Origin of the sequence: Roseicyclus persicicus, from assembly GCF_012395815.1 — a bacterium.
In the GTDB taxonomy this organism is placed as follows: domain Bacteria; phylum Pseudomonadota; class Alphaproteobacteria; order Rhodobacterales; family Rhodobacteraceae; genus Roseicyclus; species Roseicyclus persicicus.
In genome coordinates this window covers 59,376-76,825 of record NZ_JAAZQQ010000004.1, presented here as the reverse complement: position 1 = coordinate 76,825, position 17,450 = coordinate 59,376, and the positions used below count along the sequence as shown (strand labels likewise).

At 66.7% G+C, this 17,450-nt stretch carries 32 protein-coding genes; 31 read left to right on the top strand and 1 reads right to left on the bottom strand.

From position 1 onward, the window contains the following. The first annotated feature begins 12 nt into the window (after positions 1-12). The 29 genes from rplC (at position 13) to rplQ (ending at position 15,808) form a co-directional block, all read left to right on the top strand. Positions 13-843, top strand: a complete 831-nt coding sequence (gene rplC / locus HCU73_RS12555) for a 50S ribosomal protein L3 (RefSeq protein ID WP_168623809.1) — start codon at positions 13-15, stop codon at positions 841-843. Then, complete coding sequence (gene rplD, locus HCU73_RS12550) at positions 840-1,460, top strand: 50S ribosomal protein L4 (protein WP_168623808.1); 621 nt, start codon at positions 840-842, stop codon at positions 1,458-1,460. The genes rplC and rplD overlap by 4 nt, the downstream gene beginning before the upstream one ends. Continuing rightward, a complete protein-coding gene (locus tag HCU73_RS12545; RefSeq protein WP_168623807.1) occupies positions 1,457-1,753 on the top strand; it encodes a 50S ribosomal protein L23 in 297 nt (98 codons plus the stop codon). The genes rplD and HCU73_RS12545 overlap by 4 nt, the downstream gene beginning before the upstream one ends. Positions 1,754-1,898: 145 nt before the next feature. Further along, positions 1,899-2,741, top strand: coding sequence for a 50S ribosomal protein L2 (gene rplB / locus HCU73_RS12540; protein ID WP_168623806.1), 843 nt, complete (start codon positions 1,899-1,901; stop codon positions 2,739-2,741). A 3-nt stretch (positions 2,742-2,744) separates the two neighbouring features. Beyond that, a complete protein-coding gene (gene rpsS, locus HCU73_RS12535; RefSeq protein ID WP_168623805.1) occupies positions 2,745-3,023 on the top strand; it encodes a 30S ribosomal protein S19 in 279 nt (92 codons plus the stop codon). Between the two features lie 3 nt (positions 3,024-3,026). Beyond that, complete coding sequence (gene rplV / locus HCU73_RS12530) at positions 3,027-3,407, top strand: 50S ribosomal protein L22 (RefSeq protein ID WP_168623804.1); 381 nt, start codon at positions 3,027-3,029, stop codon at positions 3,405-3,407. Then, positions 3,407-4,111 (top strand): 30S ribosomal protein S3, encoded by a 705-nt coding sequence (gene rpsC, locus HCU73_RS12525; RefSeq protein WP_168623803.1) that lies wholly within the window; start codon positions 3,407-3,409, stop codon positions 4,109-4,111. The genes rplV and rpsC overlap by 1 nt, the downstream gene beginning before the upstream one ends. A 12-nt stretch (positions 4,112-4,123) precedes the next feature. Then, on the top strand, positions 4,124-4,537 hold the full coding sequence (gene rplP, locus HCU73_RS12520; RefSeq protein WP_168623802.1) for a 50S ribosomal protein L16: 414 nt from the start codon (positions 4,124-4,126) through the stop codon (positions 4,535-4,537). Positions 4,538-4,720: 183 nt separating this feature from the next. Beyond that, on the top strand, positions 4,721-5,341 hold the full coding sequence (locus tag HCU73_RS12515; RefSeq protein WP_168623801.1) for a TIGR02466 family protein: 621 nt from the start codon (positions 4,721-4,723) through the stop codon (positions 5,339-5,341). Between the two features lie 101 nt (positions 5,342-5,442). Then, positions 5,443-5,718 (top strand): BrnT family toxin, encoded by a 276-nt coding sequence (locus HCU73_RS12510; RefSeq protein WP_168623800.1) that lies wholly within the window; start codon positions 5,443-5,445, stop codon positions 5,716-5,718. Between the two features lie 22 nt (positions 5,719-5,740). Further along, the gene (locus HCU73_RS12505) at positions 5,741-5,929 is read left to right on the top strand and encodes a BrnA antitoxin family protein (RefSeq protein ID WP_239025562.1); all 189 of its coding nucleotides are present in this window, start codon (positions 5,741-5,743) and stop codon (positions 5,927-5,929) included. 129 nt (positions 5,930-6,058) lie between these two features. Then, on the top strand, positions 6,059-6,265 hold the full coding sequence (gene rpmC / locus HCU73_RS12500; RefSeq protein WP_168623798.1) for a 50S ribosomal protein L29: 207 nt from the start codon (positions 6,059-6,061) through the stop codon (positions 6,263-6,265). A 4-nt stretch (positions 6,266-6,269) separates the two neighbouring features. Further along, a complete protein-coding gene (rpsQ, locus tag HCU73_RS12495) occupies positions 6,270-6,503 on the top strand; it encodes a 30S ribosomal protein S17 (protein WP_168623797.1) in 234 nt (77 codons plus the stop codon). 82 nt (positions 6,504-6,585) lie between these two features. Then, complete coding sequence (gene rplN, locus HCU73_RS12490) at positions 6,586-6,954, top strand: 50S ribosomal protein L14 (protein WP_107975769.1); 369 nt, start codon at positions 6,586-6,588, stop codon at positions 6,952-6,954. Continuing rightward, complete coding sequence (gene rplX / locus HCU73_RS12485) at positions 6,954-7,265, top strand: 50S ribosomal protein L24 (protein WP_168623796.1); 312 nt, start codon at positions 6,954-6,956, stop codon at positions 7,263-7,265. The genes rplN and rplX overlap by 1 nt, the downstream gene beginning before the upstream one ends. Further along, complete coding sequence (rplE, locus tag HCU73_RS12480) at positions 7,258-7,818, top strand: 50S ribosomal protein L5 (RefSeq protein WP_168623795.1); 561 nt, start codon at positions 7,258-7,260, stop codon at positions 7,816-7,818. Before rplX ends, rplE begins: the two co-directional genes overlap by 8 nt. A gap of 18 nt (positions 7,819-7,836) precedes the next feature. Beyond that, positions 7,837-8,142 (top strand): 30S ribosomal protein S14, encoded by a 306-nt coding sequence (gene rpsN, locus HCU73_RS12475; RefSeq protein ID WP_168623794.1) that lies wholly within the window; start codon positions 7,837-7,839, stop codon positions 8,140-8,142. 12 nt (positions 8,143-8,154) lie between these two features. Beyond that, on the top strand, positions 8,155-8,547 hold the full coding sequence (rpsH, locus tag HCU73_RS12470; protein WP_168623793.1) for a 30S ribosomal protein S8: 393 nt from the start codon (positions 8,155-8,157) through the stop codon (positions 8,545-8,547). A 13-nt stretch (positions 8,548-8,560) separates the two neighbouring features. Beyond that, positions 8,561-9,094 (top strand): 50S ribosomal protein L6, encoded by a 534-nt coding sequence (gene rplF, locus HCU73_RS12465; protein WP_168623792.1) that lies wholly within the window; start codon positions 8,561-8,563, stop codon positions 9,092-9,094. A gap of 11 nt (positions 9,095-9,105) precedes the next feature. Beyond that, the gene (gene rplR / locus HCU73_RS12460) at positions 9,106-9,465 is read left to right on the top strand and encodes a 50S ribosomal protein L18 (RefSeq protein ID WP_168623791.1); all 360 of its coding nucleotides are present in this window, start codon (positions 9,106-9,108) and stop codon (positions 9,463-9,465) included. A 149-nt stretch (positions 9,466-9,614) separates the two neighbouring features. Further along, positions 9,615-10,226, top strand: coding sequence for a 30S ribosomal protein S5 (gene rpsE / locus HCU73_RS12455; RefSeq protein WP_168623790.1), 612 nt, complete (start codon positions 9,615-9,617; stop codon positions 10,224-10,226). A gap of 5 nt (positions 10,227-10,231) precedes the next feature. Continuing rightward, complete coding sequence (gene rpmD, locus HCU73_RS12450) at positions 10,232-10,420, top strand: 50S ribosomal protein L30 (protein WP_168623789.1); 189 nt, start codon at positions 10,232-10,234, stop codon at positions 10,418-10,420. A 124-nt stretch (positions 10,421-10,544) separates the two neighbouring features. Beyond that, the gene (gene rplO / locus HCU73_RS12445) at positions 10,545-11,018 is read left to right on the top strand and encodes a 50S ribosomal protein L15 (RefSeq protein ID WP_168623788.1); all 474 of its coding nucleotides are present in this window, start codon (positions 10,545-10,547) and stop codon (positions 11,016-11,018) included. Between the two features lie 133 nt (positions 11,019-11,151). Continuing rightward, on the top strand, positions 11,152-12,525 hold the full coding sequence (gene secY, locus HCU73_RS12440) for a preprotein translocase subunit SecY (RefSeq protein WP_168623787.1): 1,374 nt from the start codon (positions 11,152-11,154) through the stop codon (positions 12,523-12,525). 2 nt (positions 12,526-12,527) lie between these two features. Continuing rightward, a complete protein-coding gene (locus HCU73_RS12435) occupies positions 12,528-13,100 on the top strand; it encodes an adenylate kinase (RefSeq protein ID WP_168624036.1) in 573 nt (190 codons plus the stop codon). Positions 13,101-13,327: 227 nt separating this feature from the next. Next, entirely contained in the window at positions 13,328-13,696 is a 369-nt protein-coding gene (rpsM, locus tag HCU73_RS12430; protein WP_168623786.1) for a 30S ribosomal protein S13, read from the top strand. 15 nt (positions 13,697-13,711) lie between these two features. Next, on the top strand, positions 13,712-14,101 hold the full coding sequence (gene rpsK, locus HCU73_RS12425) for a 30S ribosomal protein S11 (protein WP_168623785.1): 390 nt from the start codon (positions 13,712-13,714) through the stop codon (positions 14,099-14,101). A gap of 110 nt (positions 14,102-14,211) precedes the next feature. After that, positions 14,212-15,228 (top strand): DNA-directed RNA polymerase subunit alpha, encoded by a 1,017-nt coding sequence (locus HCU73_RS12420; protein ID WP_168623784.1) that lies wholly within the window; start codon positions 14,212-14,214, stop codon positions 15,226-15,228. 157 nt (positions 15,229-15,385) lie between these two features. Next, positions 15,386-15,808, top strand: a complete 423-nt coding sequence (gene rplQ / locus HCU73_RS12415; RefSeq protein WP_168623783.1) for a 50S ribosomal protein L17 — start codon at positions 15,386-15,388, stop codon at positions 15,806-15,808. Positions 15,809-15,874: 66 nt separating this feature from the next. Here rplQ and HCU73_RS12410 read toward each other — a convergent pair whose 3' ends face one another. Further along, on the bottom strand, positions 15,875-16,063 hold the full coding sequence (locus HCU73_RS12410; RefSeq protein ID WP_168623782.1) for a hypothetical protein: 189 nt from the start codon (positions 16,061-16,063) through the stop codon (positions 15,875-15,877). A gap of 91 nt (positions 16,064-16,154) precedes the next feature. Between HCU73_RS12410 and HCU73_RS12405 the strand changes: the two genes are divergently transcribed. Beyond that, positions 16,155-16,766, top strand: coding sequence for a helix-turn-helix transcriptional regulator (locus HCU73_RS12405; protein WP_168623781.1), 612 nt, complete (start codon positions 16,155-16,157; stop codon positions 16,764-16,766). An 84-nt stretch (positions 16,767-16,850) separates the two neighbouring features. Next, a complete protein-coding gene (locus HCU73_RS12400; RefSeq protein ID WP_168623780.1) occupies positions 16,851-17,438 on the top strand; it encodes an acyl-homoserine-lactone synthase in 588 nt (195 codons plus the stop codon). Positions 17,439-17,450: the final 12 nt, after the last annotated feature.

Below are 17,450 nucleotides of genomic sequence, written 5' to 3'. Positions count from 1 at the left end.
GAGGGTCAAGCCATGTTGCGCTCTGGTGTGATCGCCAAGAAGCTGGGCATGACCCGGCTGTTCATGGAAGACGGCCGGCAGGTTCCGGTGACCGTCCTCCAGCTCGACAAGCTCCAGGTGGTGGCTCAGCGCACCCCCGAGAAGGACGGCTACACCGCCGTCCAGCTGGGTGCCGGCACCGCCAAGGTGAAGCGGGTCTCCGCGCAGATGCGCGGCCACTTCGCCAAGGCCAGCGTCGAGCCCAAGCGGAAGCTCGTCGAGTTCCGCGTCGACCCCGAGAACCTCCTGCCCGTGGGCGAGGAGATCATCGCGGACCACTACTTCGAGGGCCAGTTCGTCGACGTGACGGGCACCTCGATCGGCAAGGGCTTCGCCGGTGCGATGAAGCGGCACAACTTCGGCGGTCTGCGCGCCTCGCACGGCGTGTCGATCAGCCACCGCTCGCACGGCTCGACCGGCCAGTGCCAGGACCCCGGCAAGGTGTTCAAGGGCAAGAAGATGGCCGGCCACATGGGCGCCGCCCGCGTGACCACGCAGAACCTGCAGGTCGTCCGCACGGACGCCGGCCGGGGCCTGATCATGGTCAAGGGCGCCGTCCCCGGCAACAAGGGCGGCTGGGTCACCGTCAAGGACGCGGTGAAGAAGCCGTTCCCCGACAACGCGATCCTGCCCGCGGCCCTGAAGTCCGCCTCCGAGGCCGCCGCCAAGGCCGCCGAGGAAGCCGCTGCTGCGGCCGCCGCCGAAGCCGAGGCCGCCGCGAAGGCCGCCGCCGAAGCCGAGCAGGCCGCGATGCAAGCCGCCGAGGCTCAGGCCGAGGCCGAGAAGAAGGACGGTGAGGCATGAAAATCGACGTCATCAAACTGGACGGCGGCACCGCCGGCTCGGTCGACCTGGGCGAGGACATCTTCGGCCTGGAACCGCGCGCCGACATCCTGCACCGCGTCGTCCGCTGGCAGCGCAACAAGGCGCAACAGGGCACCCACGCCACGCTGGGCCGGTCCGAGGTCAGCTACTCGACCAAGAAGATCTACCGCCAGAAGGGCACCGGTGGCGCCCGCCACGGCAGCCGCAAGGCCCCGATCTTCCGCAAGGGCGGCATCTACAAGGGCCCCGTGCCGCGCAGCCACGCCCATGACCTGCCCAAGAAGTTCCGGGCGCTGGGTCTGAAGCACGCGCTGTCGGCCAAGGCCGCCGAGGGCAACCTCGTCGTGCTGGACGCCGCCGTCATGGACGCGCCCAAGACCAGCCTGCTGGCCAAGCAGATCCGCGACCTCGGCTGGAAGCGGGCGCTCATCATCGACGGCGCCACCGTGAACGAGAACTTCGCGATGGCCGCGCGCAACATCGAGGGGCTCGACGTGCTCCCGTCGATGGGCGCCAACGTCTACGACATCCTCAAGCGGGACACGCTCGTCATCACCAAGGCGGGTCTCGAAGCACTGGAGGCTCGCCTGCAATGACCGCCAAGGCAGACCACTACGACGTGATCCGCAAGCCGATCATCACCGAGAAGACCACGATGGCGTCCGAGAACGGCGCGGTCGTGTTCGAGGTGGCGATCGACGCGAACAAGCCCCAGATCAAGGCCGCCGTCGAGGAAGTCTTCGGCGTCAAGGTGAAGGCGGTGAACACCGTCGTCACCAAGGGCAAGGTCAAGCGGTTCCGCGGGCGCCCCGGCACCCGCAAGGACATCAAGAAGGCCTACGTGACCCTCGAGGAGGGGAACACCATTGACGTGTCGACCGGTCTCTAATAGATCGCGGCATCCTTCCGGCTCTGGGTTCGCCCCGGGGCCGTGATTTTTCCCGGGCCTGGCCCGGGGCAAGAGCCGGGGACCTGCGGGGCCCTATACCAAGACAGGGGCCAAGCGCCCCGCAAAGCAACGGAAGACAGAAAGCATGGCACTCAAGTCGTACAAGCCGACGACGCCGGGCCAGCGCGGGCTGGTGCTGATCGACCGTTCGGAGCTTTGGAAAGGCCGTCCGGTCAAGTCCCTCACCGAGGGTCTGACGGGCAATGGCGGCCGGAACAACACCGGACGGATCACCGCTCGCCGCCGCGGCGGTGGCGCGAAGCGTCTCTATCGCATCGTCGATTTTAAGCGCACCAAGTTCGACGTGGTCGCGACGGTCGAGCGGATCGAATACGATCCCAACCGCACCGCGTTCATCGCGCTGGTCCGCTACGAGGATGGCGAGCAGGCCTACATCCTGGCCCCGCAGCGCCTCGGCGTCGGCGACCAGGTGGTCGCGGGCACCAAGGTCGACATCAAGCCCGGCAACGCGATGCCCTTCTCGGGCATGCCGATCGGCACGATCGTCCACAACATCGAGCTGAAGCCCGGCAAGGGCGGCCAGTTGGCGCGCGCCGCGGGCACCTACGCCCAGTTCGTCGGCCGTGACGGCGGCTACGCGCAGATCCGCCTGTCCTCGGGCGAACTGCGGATGGTCCGCCAGGAATGCATGGCGACCGTCGGTGCCGTGTCGAACCCCGACAACTCGAACCAGAACCTCGGCAAGGCCGGCCGCGTCCGTCACATGGGCAAGCGTCCGTCGGTCCGCGGTGTCGCGATGAACCCGATCGACCACCCGCACGGCGGCGGCGAAGGCCGCACCTCGGGCGGCCGGACGCCGGTCACGCCCTGGGGCAAGGACACCAAGGGCCGCAAGACCCGCAACCGGAACAAGGCGTCGCAGAAGCTGATCATCCGCTCGCGTCACGCCAAGAAGAAAGGGCGCTGATCGATGTCGCGTTCCGTCTGGAAGGGGCCTTTTGTCGACGCTTACGTCCTCAAGAAGGCCGAGAAAGCCCGTGAATCGGGCCGCAACGAGGTCATCAAGATCTGGTCGCGCCGCTCCACCATCCTGCCCCAGTTCGTGGGCCTCACCTTCGGGGTCTACAACGGCCAGAAGCATGTTCCGGTGAACGTCACCGAGGACATGATCGGCCAGAAGTTCGGGGAATACTCGCCGACGCGGACCTATTACGGCCACGCCGCCGACAAGAAAGCCAAGAGGAAGTAAGCCATGGGCAAGGATAACAATCCCCGCCGCGTGGCGGACAACGAGGCGATGGCCAAGCTGCGGATGCTGAAGACCAGCCCGCAGAAGCTGAACCTCGTGGCGGCGATGATCCGCGGCAAGAAGGTCGACAAGGCGCTCAGCGACCTGACCTTCTCCAAGAAGCGGATCGCCGTGGACGTGAAGAAGTGCCTCCAGTCCGCGATCGCGAACGCCGAGAACAACCACGGCCTGGACGTCGACGAGCTGGTCGTCGCCGAGGCCTACGTGGGCAAGAACCTGGTGATGAAGCGTGGCCGTCCGCGGGCGCGTGGCCGGTTCGGCAAGATCCAGAAGCCCTTCAGCGAGCTGACCATCAAGGTCCGCCAGGTCGAGGAGACTGCGTAATGGGACACAAGGTCAACCCGATCGGCATGCGCCTGCAGGTCAACCGGACCTGGGACAGCCGCTGGTACGCCGACACCAAGGAGTACGGCAACCTCCTGCTCGAGGACCTCAAGCTGCGTGAGTTCATCGAGGAAGAGTGCAAGCAGGCCGGCGTCAGCCGCGTGATCATCGAGCGCCCGCACAAGAAGTGCCGGGTGACGATCCACACGGCGCGTCCCGGCGTGATCATCGGCAAGAAGGGCGCCGACATCGAGACGCTGCGCAAGAAGCTCGCCGCGATGACCGCCTCGGAACTGCACCTCAACATCGTCGAGGTCCGCAAGCCCGAGCTCGACGCCCAGCTGGTGGCCGAATCGATCGCCCAGCAGCTCGAGCGCCGGGTCTCGTTCCGCCGCGCGATGAAGCGGGCGGTGCAGAACGCCATGCGCATGGGTGCGCTCGGCATCCGGGTCAACGTCGCGGGCCGCCTCGGCGGCGCCGAGATCGCCCGGACCGAGTGGTATCGCGAGGGCCGGGTGCCGCTGCACACGCTCCGCGCCGATATCGACTACGCGCTCGGCGAGGCGTCGACGCCCTACGGCATCATCGGCATCAAGGTCTGGATCTTCAAAGGCGAGATCATGGAGCACGACCCGTCGGCTCGTGATCGCCGCATGCAGGAGATCCAGGACGGCGGGGCCCCGCGCCCGCGCCGCGACCGGTAAGGAGCATCCATCATGCTGCAACCCAAGCGCACCAAGTTCCGCAAGATGTTCAAGGGCCGCATCAGCGGCGAAGCCAAGGGCGGGTCTGACCTGAACTTCGGCACCTTTGGACTGAAGGCGCTCCAGCCCGAGCGCGTGACCGCGCGTCAGATCGAGGCCGCCCGCCGCGCCCTGACCCGTCACATGAAGCGCCAGGGCCGCGTCTGGATCCGGGTTTTCCCGGACACCCCCGTGACCTCCAAGCCGGTCGAAGTCCGGATGGGTAAAGGTAAAGGTTCGGTCGATTACTGGGCCTGCAAGGTCAAGCCCGGCCGGATCATGTTCGAGATCGACGGCGTGTCGGAAGAGATCGCCCGCGAGGCCCTGCGCCTCGCCGCGATGAAGCTGCCGATCAAGACCCGCACCGTGGTCCGCGAAGACTGGTAATGGTCGAAAACGCCAAAGGCGTTTTCTGACTGGTGCGGTGTAGGCGGTTTCGCAGAAACCGTCCGGGCCGCACCCCGGTTCAGAACAGAAAGGCCCCGGCACTGCCCGGGGCCTTTTCCTTTTGACGTTGCGCCGGGGTGCGCCTGAAGGCACACCCTAACCGAACCCCGCAGGACCACGCCCATGCCCACCATCAAGTCGCTCTTCGTCACCCGCCTCTACCACGCGAAACTGGCCGAGCTCGGGCCGCCCGTGGACGCGGACGAGCTGCACGCCTCGTGCTTCTCCATCGCCGAGGACGACGAGGCCGGGCAGGACTGGTGCGAGGCGAACGGCTACCCCGGCTACACCTCCTACGCCTCGCTCACCGACCTGCCCTGGCGCTTCCCGGTCTTCGGCACGCTGGTCGCGGCACTCGACGCCCATGTCGCGGCCTTCGCCGAGGACCTCGAGTTCGACCTCGAGGGCCGCAAGCTGGTGCTCGAGGACATCTGGATCAACATCCTGCCCGAGGGCGGCATCCACACCAGCCACATCCACCCCCATTCGGTGATCTCGGGCACGACCTACGTGCAGGTTCCCCCGGGCGCACGGTCGATCAAGCTGGAGGATCCGCGCCACGCGATGATGATGGCCGCGCCGAACCGGCGGAAGGATGCCCGCGAGGAGCTGCGCGCCTTCGTCTACCCCGGGCCGCAGGCGGGCGACGTGCTGCTTTGGGAAAGCTGGCTGCGCCACGAGGTGCCGATGAACATGGACGAGGACGACCGGGTCAGCGTCAGCTTCAACTACAAGTGGGAGTGACGGCGGCGCCGTTAACCCCGCCTTAGCCAAACCCGCGCAGAACTCCCCGCATGGCCCTTGCCGGCATGGACGGGGATGCTTATTTATTGTAGTAACAGAAAATGAGGGTCGTCTTCGACCCTGAGAAGCGGGCGCGGACGCTCATCGAACGCCGTCTCGACATGGCAGATGCCGCCATCGTCCTGACTGGCCGTAACATGACCGTTGTCGACGACCGTCGCGACTACGGAGAGACTAGGTACTCGACCGTGGGCTATCTGGACGGACGCATGGTCTTCGTGATCTGGACCGAAAGGGACGGGGCGGCGCGGATCATCAGCATGAGGCATGCCAATGCAAGGGAACGAAAAGTCTACGATCCGATACTTGGGGGATGAGCCGGACGATGACATCCCGGACATGAGCACCCCTTACTGGGTCGAACGTTTCTCCAAGGTCGAGGTCCAGCGCGGCCGCCCGAAGGCCCTGCAACCCAAGGTGCAGACAACCATCCGGCTCGATGCCGACGTGATCGAGGCCTTCCGCAAGGACGGCCCCGGCTGGCAGAGCCGCATCAACGCGGCGCTGCGCAAGGCGGCGGGGCTCTGACCCGGCGGTTTGTGCTTGCCTTCCCGGGCAAAAGCGCCTATCCGCGCCCTCTATTCACCGACCTCCACGGGAATCGGCGTGACCCTGCGTGGCATGGGGCGTCCCCGTGATGTTGAAAGGACCAAGGCGATGAACGCCAGCGAACTTCGCGAGAAGACGCCGGACCAGCTGCGTGACCAGCTCGTCCAGCTCAAGAAGGAGGCCTTCAACCTCCGCTTCCAGCAGGCCACCGGCCAGCTCGAGAACACCGCGCGCATGCGGGCCGTCCGCCGTGACGCCGCGCGCGTCAAGACGATCCTGAACGAAAAGGCGGCCGCCGCCGCAGGGGAGGCCTGAGTCCATGCCCAAGCGTATCCTGCAAGGCACCGTCACCTCGAACGCGAACGCCCAGACCGTCACCGTGTCGGTCGAGCGCCGCTTCAAGCACCCCGTCCTCGCCAAGACGATCCGGAAATCCAAGAAGTACCGGGCGCATGACGAGAACAACCAGTTCAACGTGGGCGATACCGTTCGTATCCAGGAATGTGCGCCCAAGTCGAAAACCAAGCGCTGGGAGGTGATCGAGCGCGTCTGACGCGCCCGGACACCATCCGGTTTGATCGAAACCCCGGGGTCAATGTCCTGACAAGGCGGCCCCGGACGTCGGGAGAAACCAAATGATCCAGATGCAGACAAATCTGGATGTGGCTGACAATTCCGGGGCCCGGAAGGTTCAGTGCATCAAGGTCCTCGGCGGTTCGCACCGCCGGTATGCGTCGGTCGGCGACATCATCGTCGTCTCCGTCAAGGAAGCCATTCCGCGCGGCCGCGTGAAGAAGGGCGACGTCCGCAAGGCCGTCGTCGTGCGCACCGCCAAGGAAGTGCGCCGTGAAGATGGCACCGCCATCCGCTTCGACCGCAACGCCGCCGTCATCCTGAACAACAACAACGAGCCGGTCGGCACCCGTATCTTCGGGCCCGTGGTTCGCGAGCTGCGCGCGAAGAACTTCATGAAGATCATCTCGCTCGCGCCGGAGGTGCTGTGATGGCTGCGAAGCTGAAGAAGGGCGACAAGGTCGTCGTGCTGGCCGGCAAGGACAAGGGCAAGGAAGGCGAGATCACCGCCGTCATGCCCAAGGACGGCAAGGCCATCGTCGACGGCGTCAACATCGCCATCCGCCACACCAAGCAGAGCGCCAATTCCCAGGGCGGCCGCCTTCCGCAGGCGATGCCGATCGACCTGTCGAACCTCGCGCTGCTGGACAAGAACGGCAAGCCCACCCGCGTCGGCTTCAAGATCGAAGACGGCAAGAAGGTGCGCGTCGCCAAGACCACGGGGGACGTGATCGATGCTTGATACCGCGACTTATACCCCGCGCCTGAAGGCCCACTTCCGCGAGACCGTCAAGGCCGCGCTGAAGGAGGAATTCGGCTACAAGAACGACATGCAGATCCCGCGGCTCGACAAGATCGTGCTGAACATCGGCTGCGGTGCGGAATCGGTGCGCGACTCGAAGAAGGCCAAGGCCGCCGTCGAGGACCTGACCGCCATCGCCGGCCAGAAGGCCGTGCCGACCATCGCCAAGAAGTCGATCGCCGGCTTCCGCGTGCGGGAAGGCATGACGCTGGGCGCCAAGGTCACGCTCCGCGGCGACCGCATGTACGACTTCCTCGACCGCCTGATCACGGTCGCGATGCCCCGAATCCGCGACTTCCGCGGCGTGAAGCCCGCCTTCGACGGCCGCGGCAACTTCGGCATGGGCATCAAGGAACACATCGTGTTCCCCGAGATCAACTTCGACAAGGTCGACGAGGTCTGGGGCATCGACGTGGTCATGGTCACGACGGCCAAGACCGACGCCGAGGCGAAGGCGCTGCTCAAGCACTTCAACATGCCGTTCACGGCCTGACGCGAGGGGAATAGACACATGGCAAAAGTCTCCATGGTGGAACGCGAACTCAAGCGTCAGAAGCTGGTGGCCCGCTACGCCGCCAAGCGCGCCGCGCTGAAAGAGATCGCAACCGATGAATCGAAGCCGATGGAAGAGCGCTTCAAGGCCCGCCTGAAACTGGCGAAGCTGCCGCGCAACTCGTCGCCCACCCGGCTTCACAACCGCTGCCAGCTCACCGGGCGCCCCAAGGCGTACTACCGCAAGCTGAAGATGTCGCGGATCATGCTGCGTGACCTGGCCTCGAACGGCCAGATCCCCGGCATGGTCAAGTCGAGCTGGTAAGGAGAACGTCCGATGAATGATCCTATCGGCGATATGCTGACCCGCATCCGCAACGCGCAGATGCGTGGCAAGTCCACCGTCCTCACCCCGGCCTCCAAGCAGCGCGCCCGCGTGCTCGACGTGCTGGCCGACGAGGGCTACATCCGCGGCTACGAGCCCAAGACCGACGACAAGGGCCACCCGGCCTTCGAGATCAGCCTGAAGTACTACGAAGGCGCCCCGGTCATCCGCGAGCTCAAGCGCGTCTCGAAACCCGGCCGCCGCGTCTATCTGGGCGTTGGCGACATTCCGCAGGTCCGCCAGGGCCTGGGCGTGTCCATCGTCTCCACGTCCAAGGGCGTGATGACCGATGCCTCCGCCCGCGCGCACAATGTCGGCGGCGAAGTGCTCTGCACCGTGTTCTGAGGAGGAACGGCACATGTCTCGTATTGGGAAAAAACCGGTCGAGCTGCCGTCGGGGGTCACCGCCTCCGTCTCCGGCCAGACCATCGAGGTGAAGGGGCCCAAGGGCACCCGCACCTTCACCGCCACCGACGACGTCACGCTGAGCGTCGCGGACAATGCCGTGTCGGTCGTGCCGCGCGGCAAGTCCAAGCGCGCGCGCCAGCAGTGGGGCATGTCGCGCTCCATGGTGCAGAACCTGGTGACCGGCGTCACCCAGGGCTTCAAGCGCGAGCTTGAGATCCAGGGCGTCGGCTACCGGGCGAACGCCCAGGGGCCCGTGCTCAAGCTGGCACTCGGCTACAGCCATGACGTCGACTTCGATGTTCCGGCCGGCGTGACCGTCACGACCCCGAAGAACACCGAGATCGTCGTCGAAGGCATCGACCAGCAGCTGGTCGGCCAGGTGGCTGCGAACATCCGCGAGTGGCGCGCGCCGGAGCCCTACAAGGGCAAGGGCATCCGCTACAAGGGCGAGTACATCTTCCGCAAGGAAGGCAAGAAGAAGTAAGGGCGACGCAAATGGCACTGAGCAAGAGAGAGCTGTTCCAGAAGCGCCGCCTGCGCAACCGGAACAAGATCAAGGCGATGGCAAACGGGCGTCCGCGCCTGTCCGTCCACCGCTCCAACAAGAACATCAGCGTCCAGCTGATCGACGACCTGCAGGGCGTGACCCTGGCCTCGGCGTCGACGCTGGAGCCTTCGCTGGGCGTGGTCGGCAAGAACAACGTGGAGGCCGCCGCCAAGGTGGGCGCCACGATCGCCGAGCGCGCCAAGGCGGCTGGCGTGGAAGAAGTGTTCTTCGACCGCGGCGGTTTCCTGTTCCACGGGCGGGTGAAGGCTCTGGCCGACGCCGCGCGCGAGGGCGGGCTGAAGTTCTGACGGGGATGGCGGGCAGCTTGCCCGCCCACCCCATTTGCGTGGGCCGGACCCCGGCCCGCCGATGATCGAGGGTCGGGATGTTCCCGCCACTGCGATCGGATCCACAGGCGCGCCGCTCGCGCGTCATCGACCAGGAAGGATGCCATCCCATGGCAGAACGTGAACAGAGAGACCGCGGCGAGCGTGGAGGCGACCAGCGTCGCGGCCGTCGCCGGGAAGAGCGCGAGGAAACCCCGGAATTCGCGGAGCGCCTCGTCGCGATCAACCGCGTGTCCAAGACCGTGAAGGGCGGCAAGCGCTTCGGCTTCGCGGCCCTCGTGGTCGTCGGCGACCAGCGCGGCCGCGTCGGCTTCGGCAAGGGCAAGGCCAAGGAGGTCCCCGAGGCGATCCGCAAGGCGACCGAGCAGGCCAAGCGCCAGCTCATCCGCGTGCCGCTGAAGGAAGGCCGCACGCTGCACCATGACGTGCAGGGCCACCACGGCGCCGGCAATGTCGTGATGCGGACCGCGCCCGAAGGCACCGGCATCATCGCCGGCGGCCCGATGCGCGCCGTGTTCGAGATGCTGGGCATCAAGGACGTGGTCGCCAAGTCGACCGGCTCGCAGAATCCCTACAACATGATCCGCGCCACGCTCGATGGCCTGACCAGCGTGACTTCGCCGCGCCTGGTCGCCGCCCGCCGTGGCAAGAAGGTGGCCGACATCCTGCCGAAGCGTGAAGACGCCCCGGCGTCGTCCAGCCAGGTTGCCGAGGAGGCCTGAGACCCATGGCAAAGACCATCGTCGTCAAGCAGATCGGCTCGCCGATCCGCCGCCCCGAGATCCAGCGCCAGACCCTGATCGGCCTGGGCCTGAACAAGATGCACAAGACCCGCGAGCTGGAGGATACCCCCTCGGTCCGCGGCATGATCGCCAAGATCCCGCATCTGGTGGAAATCATCGAGGAGCGCGGCTGACCCAGCCCGCCTTCGGACAGAACGGGGCGGGGGCCGCGCATGGCCCCAGCCCGATCCCGTCAACGAACACACGCCGCGTCTGCCCATCTCGCTTCGGGGGCAGTTCCGGCAGAGGAGAAGCGACATGAAACTTCACGAACTCCGCGACAATCCCGGCGCCGCCAAGAAGGCCAAGCGCGTCGCCCGCGGCCCGGGCTCGGGCAAGGGCAAGACCGCCGGCCGCGGCATCAAGGGTCAGAAATCCCGCTCGGGCGTGGCGCTGAACGCCTACGAGGGCGGCCAGATGCCGCTCTACCAGCGTCTGCCCAAGCGCGGCTTCAACAAGCCCAACCAGAAGAAATACGCCGTCGTGAACCTGGGCCTGATCCAGAAGTTCGTCGACGCCGGCAAGCTCGACGCCTCGGCCGCGATCACCGAGGACGCGCTGGTGGCCTCGGGCCTTGTGCGCCGCAAGCTCGACGGCGTCCGCGTGCTCGCCAAGGGCGACGTGTCGGCCAAGCTGACCATCGCCGTGACCGGCGCCTCCAAATCGGCCGTCGAGGCCGTGGAAAAGGCCGGCGGCACGCTGACCACCGCGCAGGCAGCTGCGGCGGAGTGATCCGGTGCGGGGGGCTGCGGCCCCCCGACGCTTGTGGGCCGTGACGCCACAGCCTACATAGCCCTGAAGGATTTTGCGCGCCGCTGGACCGCCCAACCCGGTCCCGCGGCGCACTGCGCATGAGAGAGGCCACATGGCATCAGCAGCGGAGCAAATGGCCGCGAACATGAGCTGGAGCGCGTTCGGTCGGGCGACCGAGCTGCGTCAGCGCATCTGGTTCACCCTCGGTCTCCTGATCATCTACCGCATCGGCACCTACATTCCCGTGCCCGGCATCGACGGCGTGGAACTGCGCGCCTTCTTCGACCAGGCGGCGGCGGGCCTCGGCGGCGTGCTGAACATGTTCACCGGCGGCGCCCTGTCCCGTATGGGCGTCTTCGCGCTCGGGATCATGCCCTACATCTCGGCCTCGATCATCGTGCAGCTCATGGCGGCCATGGTGCCGGCCCTCGAGCAGCTGAAGAAAGAGGGCGAGGCCGGGCGCAAGAAGCTCAACCAGTACACCCGCTACGGCACCGTGCTGCTGGCCACCGCGCAGGCCTATGGCCTTGCCGTCAGCATGGAATCGGGCGGCCTCGCCTCCGATCCCGGCTGGTTCTTCCGCGCGGCCTGCGTGATCACCCTGGTCGGCGGCACCATGTTCCTGATGTGGCTGGGCGAACAGATCACCCAGCGCGGCATCGGCAACGGCATCTCGCTGATCATCTTCGTCGGCATCATCGCGGAAATCCCCGCGGCGCTGGCGCAGTTCTTCGAATCCGGCCGCTCCGGCGCCCTGACCACCCCGGCGATCCTCGGTGTCATCGTGATGCTGACCGCGACCCTGTTCTTCGTGGTGTTCATGGAGCGCTCCCTGCGCAAGATCCACATCCAGTACCCGCGCCGCCAGGTCGGGATGAAGGTCTACGACGGCGGCTCCAGCCACCTGCCGATCAAGGTGAACCCGGCGGGCGTGATCCCGGCGATCTTCGCCTCGTCGCTGCTCCTGCTGCCCACCACGCTGACCACCTTCTCGGGCGGTCAGGCAAGCGGGCCGGTGATGTCGTGGATCCTGGCGAACTTCGGCCCGGGCCAGCCGCTGTACCTGGCGTTCTTCGCCACCATGGTGGTGTTCTTCACCTACTTCTACACGCTCAACGTGTCGTTCAAGACCGATGACGTGGCCGACAACCTGAAGAACCAGAACGGTTTCATCCCCGGCATCCGCCCCGGCAAGAAGACGTCGGAATACCTCGAATACGTGGTGAACCGGATCCTCGTGCTCGGCTCGGCCTACCTCGCGCTGGTCGTGCTCCTGCCCGAGATCGTGCGCACGAACCTGGCCATCACGGCCTATTTCGGCGGCACCTCTATCCTGATCATCGTGTCGGTCGGCATGGACACCGTGCAGCAGATCCAGTCGCACCTGCTGGCGCACCAGTACGAGGGCCTGATCGAGAAATCGCAACTGCGCGGCCGCAAGTCGACGGCCGACCGCAAGCCGCGGAAAGGGCCGGCGCGCAGATGAGCCTGAACATCATCCTCCTCGGCCCGCCCGGCGCGGGCAAGGGCACCCAGGCCCGCATCCTCACCGAGACCCGCGGGCTGGTGCAGCTGTCCACCGGCGACATGCTCCGCGAGGCGCAGGCGTCCGGCACCGAGATGGGCAAACGCGTGGCCGAGGTGATGGCCAAGGGCGAGCTGGTCACCGACGAGATCGTCATCGGCCTGATCCGCGAAAAGCTGGCGCAGGGCGGGCAGGGCTTCATCTTCGACGGCTTCCCGCGCACGCTGGCCCAGGCCGACGCGCTGGGGCGGCTGCTGGACGAGCTGGGGCAGGGGATCGACGCGGCGATCGAGCTGCGCGTCAACGACGAGGTGCTGGTCGACCGCATCGTCGGCCGCGCCGAGCAGGCCCGCGCCGCCGGCCAGCCGGTCCGCGCCGACGACAACGCCGAGAGCCTTCGGACCCGCCTGATGGCCTACTACAAGCAGACCTCGCCGCTGATCGGCTACTACCACGCCAAGGGGCTGCTCAAGGCCGTCGACGGGCTGGCCGAGATCGACGCCGTCGCGGCCGAGATCGCGGCGCTGCTGGACTGAAGCGCCGGGCTTCCGATTTCTCTTGACAGGCGGGCGCCCCGGCCTTGACGCCCGGGTCGAATCCGCCTAAACGGCGGCTTCCCTCGTGGAATCATGGATGGCGCGCGGACCCGGTCCCCGCCTTTCGACCTGAAGACCAGGGTCCTTCGGCCTGCACGGCCAGGGGCCCTCTGTTGTGAAAAAAGGGCCTGGCGCTACGGGCTCGCAACGTAAAGGACGAGATTACCTTGGCACGTATCGCAGGGGTCAACATCCCCACCGCCAAGCGCGTTCCCATCGCGCTCACCTACATCACGGGCATCGGCCCGACCTCCGCCAAAGCCATCTGCGACGCCGTCGGCATCGACCAGGCCCGCCGCGTGAACGAGCTCTCGGACGCCGAGGTGCTGCAGATCCGCGAGCACATCGACGCGAATTACACCGTCGAAGGCGACCTGCGCCGCGAAGTGCAGATGAACATCAAGCGCCTGATGGACCTCGGCTGCTACCGCGGCCTGCGCCACCGCCGCAACCTGCCGGTCCGCGGCCAGCGCACCCACACCAACGCACGCACGCGCAAGGGCCCCGCAAAGCCCATCGCCGGCAAGAAGAAGTAAGGGAGGGCACAGCAGATGGCACGCGATCGTCGTCCCGCCAAGCGCAAGGTTTCCAAGAACATCGCCGCCGGCGTTGCGCATGTGAACTCTTCGTTCAACAACACCAAGATCCTGATCTCCGACGTGCAGGGCAACGCGATCTCCTGGTCGTCCGCCGGCACGATGGGCTTCAAGGGCAGCCGCAAGTCGACCCCCTTCGCCGCCCAGATGGCCGCCGAGGATGCCGGCCGCAAGGCCCAGGAACACGGCGTCAAGACGCTGGAAGTCGAAGTGCAGGGCCCCGGTTCGGGCCGTGAGTCCGCGCTGCGTGCGCTGGCCGCCTGCGGCTTCCAGATCACGTCGATCCGCGACGTGACGCCGATCGCCCACAACGGCTGCCGTCCGCCCAAGCGCCGCCGCGTCTGATCTACGGGTTCTCTCCGGCGGGCTGCGCGTTTCGCGCGGCCCGCTGACGTCATTTTGATCCTCGAGCGTGGCGCGGATGGATCCCCGCGTCACAAGAATGGAGGCGACGCATGATCCACAAGAATTGGCAGGAACTGATCAAGCCGACTCAGCTGGTTGTCCAGCCCGGCACCGATCCGTCCCGCAAGGCCACGGTCGTTGCGGAACCGCTGGAACGCGGCTTCGGTCTGACGCTCGGCAACGCGCTGCGCCGCGTGCTGATGAGCTCGCTTCAGGGCGGCGCCATCACCTCGGTGCAGATCGACGGCGTCCTGCACGAGTTCTCCTCAGTCGCGGGCGTCCGCGAGGACGTGACCGACATCGTGCTGAACCTCAAGGGCGTCGCCATCCGCATGGACGTCGACGGCCCCAAGCGCGTCTCGATCTCGGCCAAGGGCCCCAAGGTCGTGACCGCGGGCGACATCTCGGAATCGGCCGGCATCGAGATCCTGAACCGGGATCACGTGATCTGCCACCTCGACGACGGCGCCGACCTCTACATGGAGCTGACCGTCAACACCGGGAAGGGGTACGTCTCGGCCGACAAGAACCGGCCCGAGGACGCGCCCATCGGCCTGATCCCGATCGACGCGATCTATTCGCCGGTCAAGAAGGTCTCCTACGAGGTGCAGCCGACCCGCGAGGGCCAGGTGCTGGACTACGACAAGCTGACCCTCAAGATCGAGACCGACGGCTCGGTCAGCCCGGATGACGCCGTGGCCTTCGCCGCGCGCATCCTGCAGGACCAGCTGCAGATCTTCGTCAACTTCGACGAGCCCGAGGCCGCCGGCCGCGCCGAGGCCGAGGACGAGCTGGAGTTCAACCCGCTCCTGCTCAAGAAGGTGGACGAGCTGGAACTGTCGGTGCGTTCGGCCAACTGCCTGAAGAACGACAACATCGTCTACATCGGCGACCTGATCCAGAAGACCGAGGCGGAGATGCTCCGCACCCCGAACTTCGGCCGCAAGTCGCTGAACGAGATCAAGGAAGTGCTCTCGGGCATGGGCCTGCATCTCGGCATGGACATCGTCGACTGGCCGCCGGACAACATCGAGGAACTGGCCAAGAAGTACGAAGACAACTTCTGACGTGGTGCCGGGCTGAAGCCCGGCCTACGGCAATGTCCAAGGGGTAGGCCGGGCTTCAGCCCGGCACGCGCCCCGGACGACCTGGGCAATCCCGCCCCACCAAGGAGGGTCCCGCAACGCACGGGACCCGGACAAAGCATGAAACGGAGATAGAGACATGCGTCACGGAGCTGGTTACCGGAAGTTCAACCGGACCCACGAACACCGCAAGGCGATGTTCGCCAACATGGCGGGCTCGCTGATCGAACACGAACAGATCAAGACGACCCTGCCCAAGGCCAAGGACCTGCGCCGGGTGGTCGAGAAGCTGGTCACGCTCGCCAAGCGCGGCGACCTGCACGCCCGCCGCCAGGCGGCGGCGCAGCTCAAGCAGGACGCCCACGTCGCCAAGCTGTTCGACGTGCTGGGCCCCCGCTACGCCGAGCGCAACGGCGGCTACATCCGCGTCCTGAAGGCCGGCTTCCGCACCGGTGACATGGCGCCGATGGCGATCATCGAGTTCGTGGACCGCGACGTCGACGCCAAGGGCGCCGCCGACCGCGCCCGCGTCGAGGCCGAGGAGGCCGCCGCGGAGGAGTGATCCGCCGCGCAGGCCGACCCGAGATCGCGCCCCCGTGCCCGGCACGGGGGCGTTTTCGCATCCGCCTCAGCCCGATCCGGTCGGGTCCGGCGGGGCCGGCGGCACCCCCGGCAACAGCGCCGGCAACCGGCCGGGCGACAACAGCGCACGCGCCGACACCGGGCCCTGGCCCAGGTATTCCAGTAGATCCTTGCGCGCCGGAGGGGAGAGCCTCATGAGACGCGCAAAAAGATCAGGATCGATCTTTTCGTCCATTCGTCTCACCGTTCAAAACCTTGGAAACAATACGGTTGACCGCATTTTCGGCAACCTGTCTAAAAGGACATGTCCTTTTCGGTAGGTGTTGATGTCCAAGGCGCCGGTTCTGGATCTGCTGCTGCATGAGCTGTCGCTGGCCGCGCCGGCCGGCTTTGCCGTGGGCCTGCACATCCGCTACGTGTCGCCGCTCATCATGGTGAACACCTACCCGGACGAATGGCAGGAGGTGTACACCGCCAAGCTCTACGGTCTGCGCGATCCGACGCTGGCCTGGGGCCTCAGCCACACCGGCACGCGGCGCTGGTCGCAGATCGGCCTGCCCGACCCGTTCGGGATCCTGCCCGAGGCGGCGGGCTACGGCCTCGTCTACGGCATGATCGCCTCGCTCGGCCCGATGTCGTCGCGCACCATCGCCGGGGCCAGCCGGGCGGACCGCGAGTTCACCGACGCCGAGATGGCCCATATCCTGAGGATCGTGCAGCGGATGCACGACCTGTCCGAGCCGCCCGCCCGGCTGAGCCGGGCGCAGGTGGATGCCTTGAGATGCATCGCGGAGGGGGACCGCCATGCAGCTGCCGCCGCCCGACTGGGCATATCCGAAAGCGCCTTCAAGGCGCGCCTGACGTCTGCCAGGCAAAAACTCATGGCGCGCACCACGGCCGAGGCCGTGCAGCGGGCCAAGGAGTACGGATTGCTCTGAACCGGGACTGACAGCTGAGCAACCTGGGGGTGCCCCCCTCGCGGTGCGGTCAAGACACGACCGGCCAACCGAGGGGATGTATCCATGGAAATGACGACCTTGTCCTTCGCCAACATGCACCAGCACGGGGTGCTGTTCTCGAACATGCTGCGGGCGCGCCACCGCACCTTCATCGAGGAGATGCGCTGGGATCTGCCCGCTGCCGACGGGATGGAATTCGACCAGTACGACACCGCCCAGAGCCGCTGGGTCTGCGTGCATGACGGCGACCGCGTGCTGGCGGGCGTGCGGCTCACGCCGACCACCGCGCGCTGCGGGGTCTATTCCTACATGGTGCGCGACGCGCAGCGCGGCCTGCTCGAGTCGATCCCGTCGAACCTGCTCGACCAGCCCGCGCCCATCGCCGACCACATCTGGGACGCCAACCGCCTGTTCGTGGCCGAGGGCGTCGAGACCGAGATCCGCCACGCGGTGCAGATGTCCCTGATGGGGCACATGGTGCGCTCGGCCCGGGAACTGGGCGCCTCGATCCTGATCGGCCTCCTGCCCATCGCGATCCCGCGGCTGGGCCGGCGCCTCGGCATCGACATGGACCCCGCCGGCCCGGTGATGAAGATCGGCGGCGTCGCGCACCGCTGCTTCTTCGTGTCCATGGCCTCCAAGATGCACTGAGGCGGATTGTGG

What these genes read in the sequence shown, in the direction of transcription:
- rplC (WP_168623809.1), top strand. Translation starts at nt 13, where the DNA reads ATGTTGCGCTCTGGTGTGATCGCCAAGAAGCTGGGCATGACCCGGCTG.
- rplD (WP_168623808.1), top strand. Translation starts at nt 840, where the DNA reads ATGAAAATCGACGTCATCAAACTGGACGGCGGCACCGCCGGCTCGGTC.
- HCU73_RS12545 (WP_168623807.1), top strand. Translation starts at nt 1,457, where the DNA reads ATGACCGCCAAGGCAGACCACTACGACGTGATCCGCAAGCCGATCATC.
- rplB (WP_168623806.1), top strand. Translation starts at nt 1,899, where the DNA reads ATGGCACTCAAGTCGTACAAGCCGACGACGCCGGGCCAGCGCGGGCTG.
- rpsS (WP_168623805.1), top strand. Translation starts at nt 2,745, where the DNA reads ATGTCGCGTTCCGTCTGGAAGGGGCCTTTTGTCGACGCTTACGTCCTC.
- rplV (WP_168623804.1), top strand. Translation starts at nt 3,027, where the DNA reads ATGGGCAAGGATAACAATCCCCGCCGCGTGGCGGACAACGAGGCGATG.
- rpsC (WP_168623803.1), top strand. Translation starts at nt 3,407, where the DNA reads ATGGGACACAAGGTCAACCCGATCGGCATGCGCCTGCAGGTCAACCGG.
- rplP (WP_168623802.1), top strand. Translation starts at nt 4,124, where the DNA reads ATGCTGCAACCCAAGCGCACCAAGTTCCGCAAGATGTTCAAGGGCCGC.
- HCU73_RS12515 (WP_168623801.1), top strand. Translation starts at nt 4,721, where the DNA reads ATGCCCACCATCAAGTCGCTCTTCGTCACCCGCCTCTACCACGCGAAA.
- HCU73_RS12510 (WP_168623800.1), top strand. Translation starts at nt 5,443, where the DNA reads ATGAGGGTCGTCTTCGACCCTGAGAAGCGGGCGCGGACGCTCATCGAA.
- HCU73_RS12505 (WP_239025562.1), top strand. Translation starts at nt 5,741, where the DNA reads ATGAGCACCCCTTACTGGGTCGAACGTTTCTCCAAGGTCGAGGTCCAG.
- rpmC (WP_168623798.1), top strand. Translation starts at nt 6,059, where the DNA reads ATGAACGCCAGCGAACTTCGCGAGAAGACGCCGGACCAGCTGCGTGAC.
- rpsQ (WP_168623797.1), top strand. Translation starts at nt 6,270, where the DNA reads ATGCCCAAGCGTATCCTGCAAGGCACCGTCACCTCGAACGCGAACGCC.
- rplN (WP_107975769.1), top strand. Translation starts at nt 6,586, where the DNA reads ATGATCCAGATGCAGACAAATCTGGATGTGGCTGACAATTCCGGGGCC.
- rplX (WP_168623796.1), top strand. Translation starts at nt 6,954, where the DNA reads ATGGCTGCGAAGCTGAAGAAGGGCGACAAGGTCGTCGTGCTGGCCGGC.
- rplE (WP_168623795.1), top strand. Translation starts at nt 7,258, where the DNA reads ATGCTTGATACCGCGACTTATACCCCGCGCCTGAAGGCCCACTTCCGC.
- rpsN (WP_168623794.1), top strand. Translation starts at nt 7,837, where the DNA reads ATGGCAAAAGTCTCCATGGTGGAACGCGAACTCAAGCGTCAGAAGCTG.
- rpsH (WP_168623793.1), top strand. Translation starts at nt 8,155, where the DNA reads ATGAATGATCCTATCGGCGATATGCTGACCCGCATCCGCAACGCGCAG.
- rplF (WP_168623792.1), top strand. Translation starts at nt 8,561, where the DNA reads ATGTCTCGTATTGGGAAAAAACCGGTCGAGCTGCCGTCGGGGGTCACC.
- rplR (WP_168623791.1), top strand. Translation starts at nt 9,106, where the DNA reads ATGGCACTGAGCAAGAGAGAGCTGTTCCAGAAGCGCCGCCTGCGCAAC.
- rpsE (WP_168623790.1), top strand. Translation starts at nt 9,615, where the DNA reads ATGGCAGAACGTGAACAGAGAGACCGCGGCGAGCGTGGAGGCGACCAG.
- rpmD (WP_168623789.1), top strand. Translation starts at nt 10,232, where the DNA reads ATGGCAAAGACCATCGTCGTCAAGCAGATCGGCTCGCCGATCCGCCGC.
- rplO (WP_168623788.1), top strand. Translation starts at nt 10,545, where the DNA reads ATGAAACTTCACGAACTCCGCGACAATCCCGGCGCCGCCAAGAAGGCC.
- secY (WP_168623787.1), top strand. Translation starts at nt 11,152, where the DNA reads ATGGCATCAGCAGCGGAGCAAATGGCCGCGAACATGAGCTGGAGCGCG.
- rpsK (WP_168623785.1), top strand. Translation starts at nt 13,712, where the DNA reads ATGGCACGCGATCGTCGTCCCGCCAAGCGCAAGGTTTCCAAGAACATC.
- HCU73_RS12420 (WP_168623784.1), top strand. Translation starts at nt 14,212, where the DNA reads ATGATCCACAAGAATTGGCAGGAACTGATCAAGCCGACTCAGCTGGTT.
- rplQ (WP_168623783.1), top strand. Translation starts at nt 15,386, where the DNA reads ATGCGTCACGGAGCTGGTTACCGGAAGTTCAACCGGACCCACGAACAC.
- HCU73_RS12410 (WP_168623782.1), bottom strand. Translation starts at nt 16,063, where the DNA reads ATGGACGAAAAGATCGATCCTGATCTTTTTGCGCGTCTCATGAGGCTC.
- HCU73_RS12405 (WP_168623781.1), top strand. Translation starts at nt 16,155, where the DNA reads ATGTCCAAGGCGCCGGTTCTGGATCTGCTGCTGCATGAGCTGTCGCTG.
- HCU73_RS12400 (WP_168623780.1), top strand. Translation starts at nt 16,851, where the DNA reads ATGGAAATGACGACCTTGTCCTTCGCCAACATGCACCAGCACGGGGTG.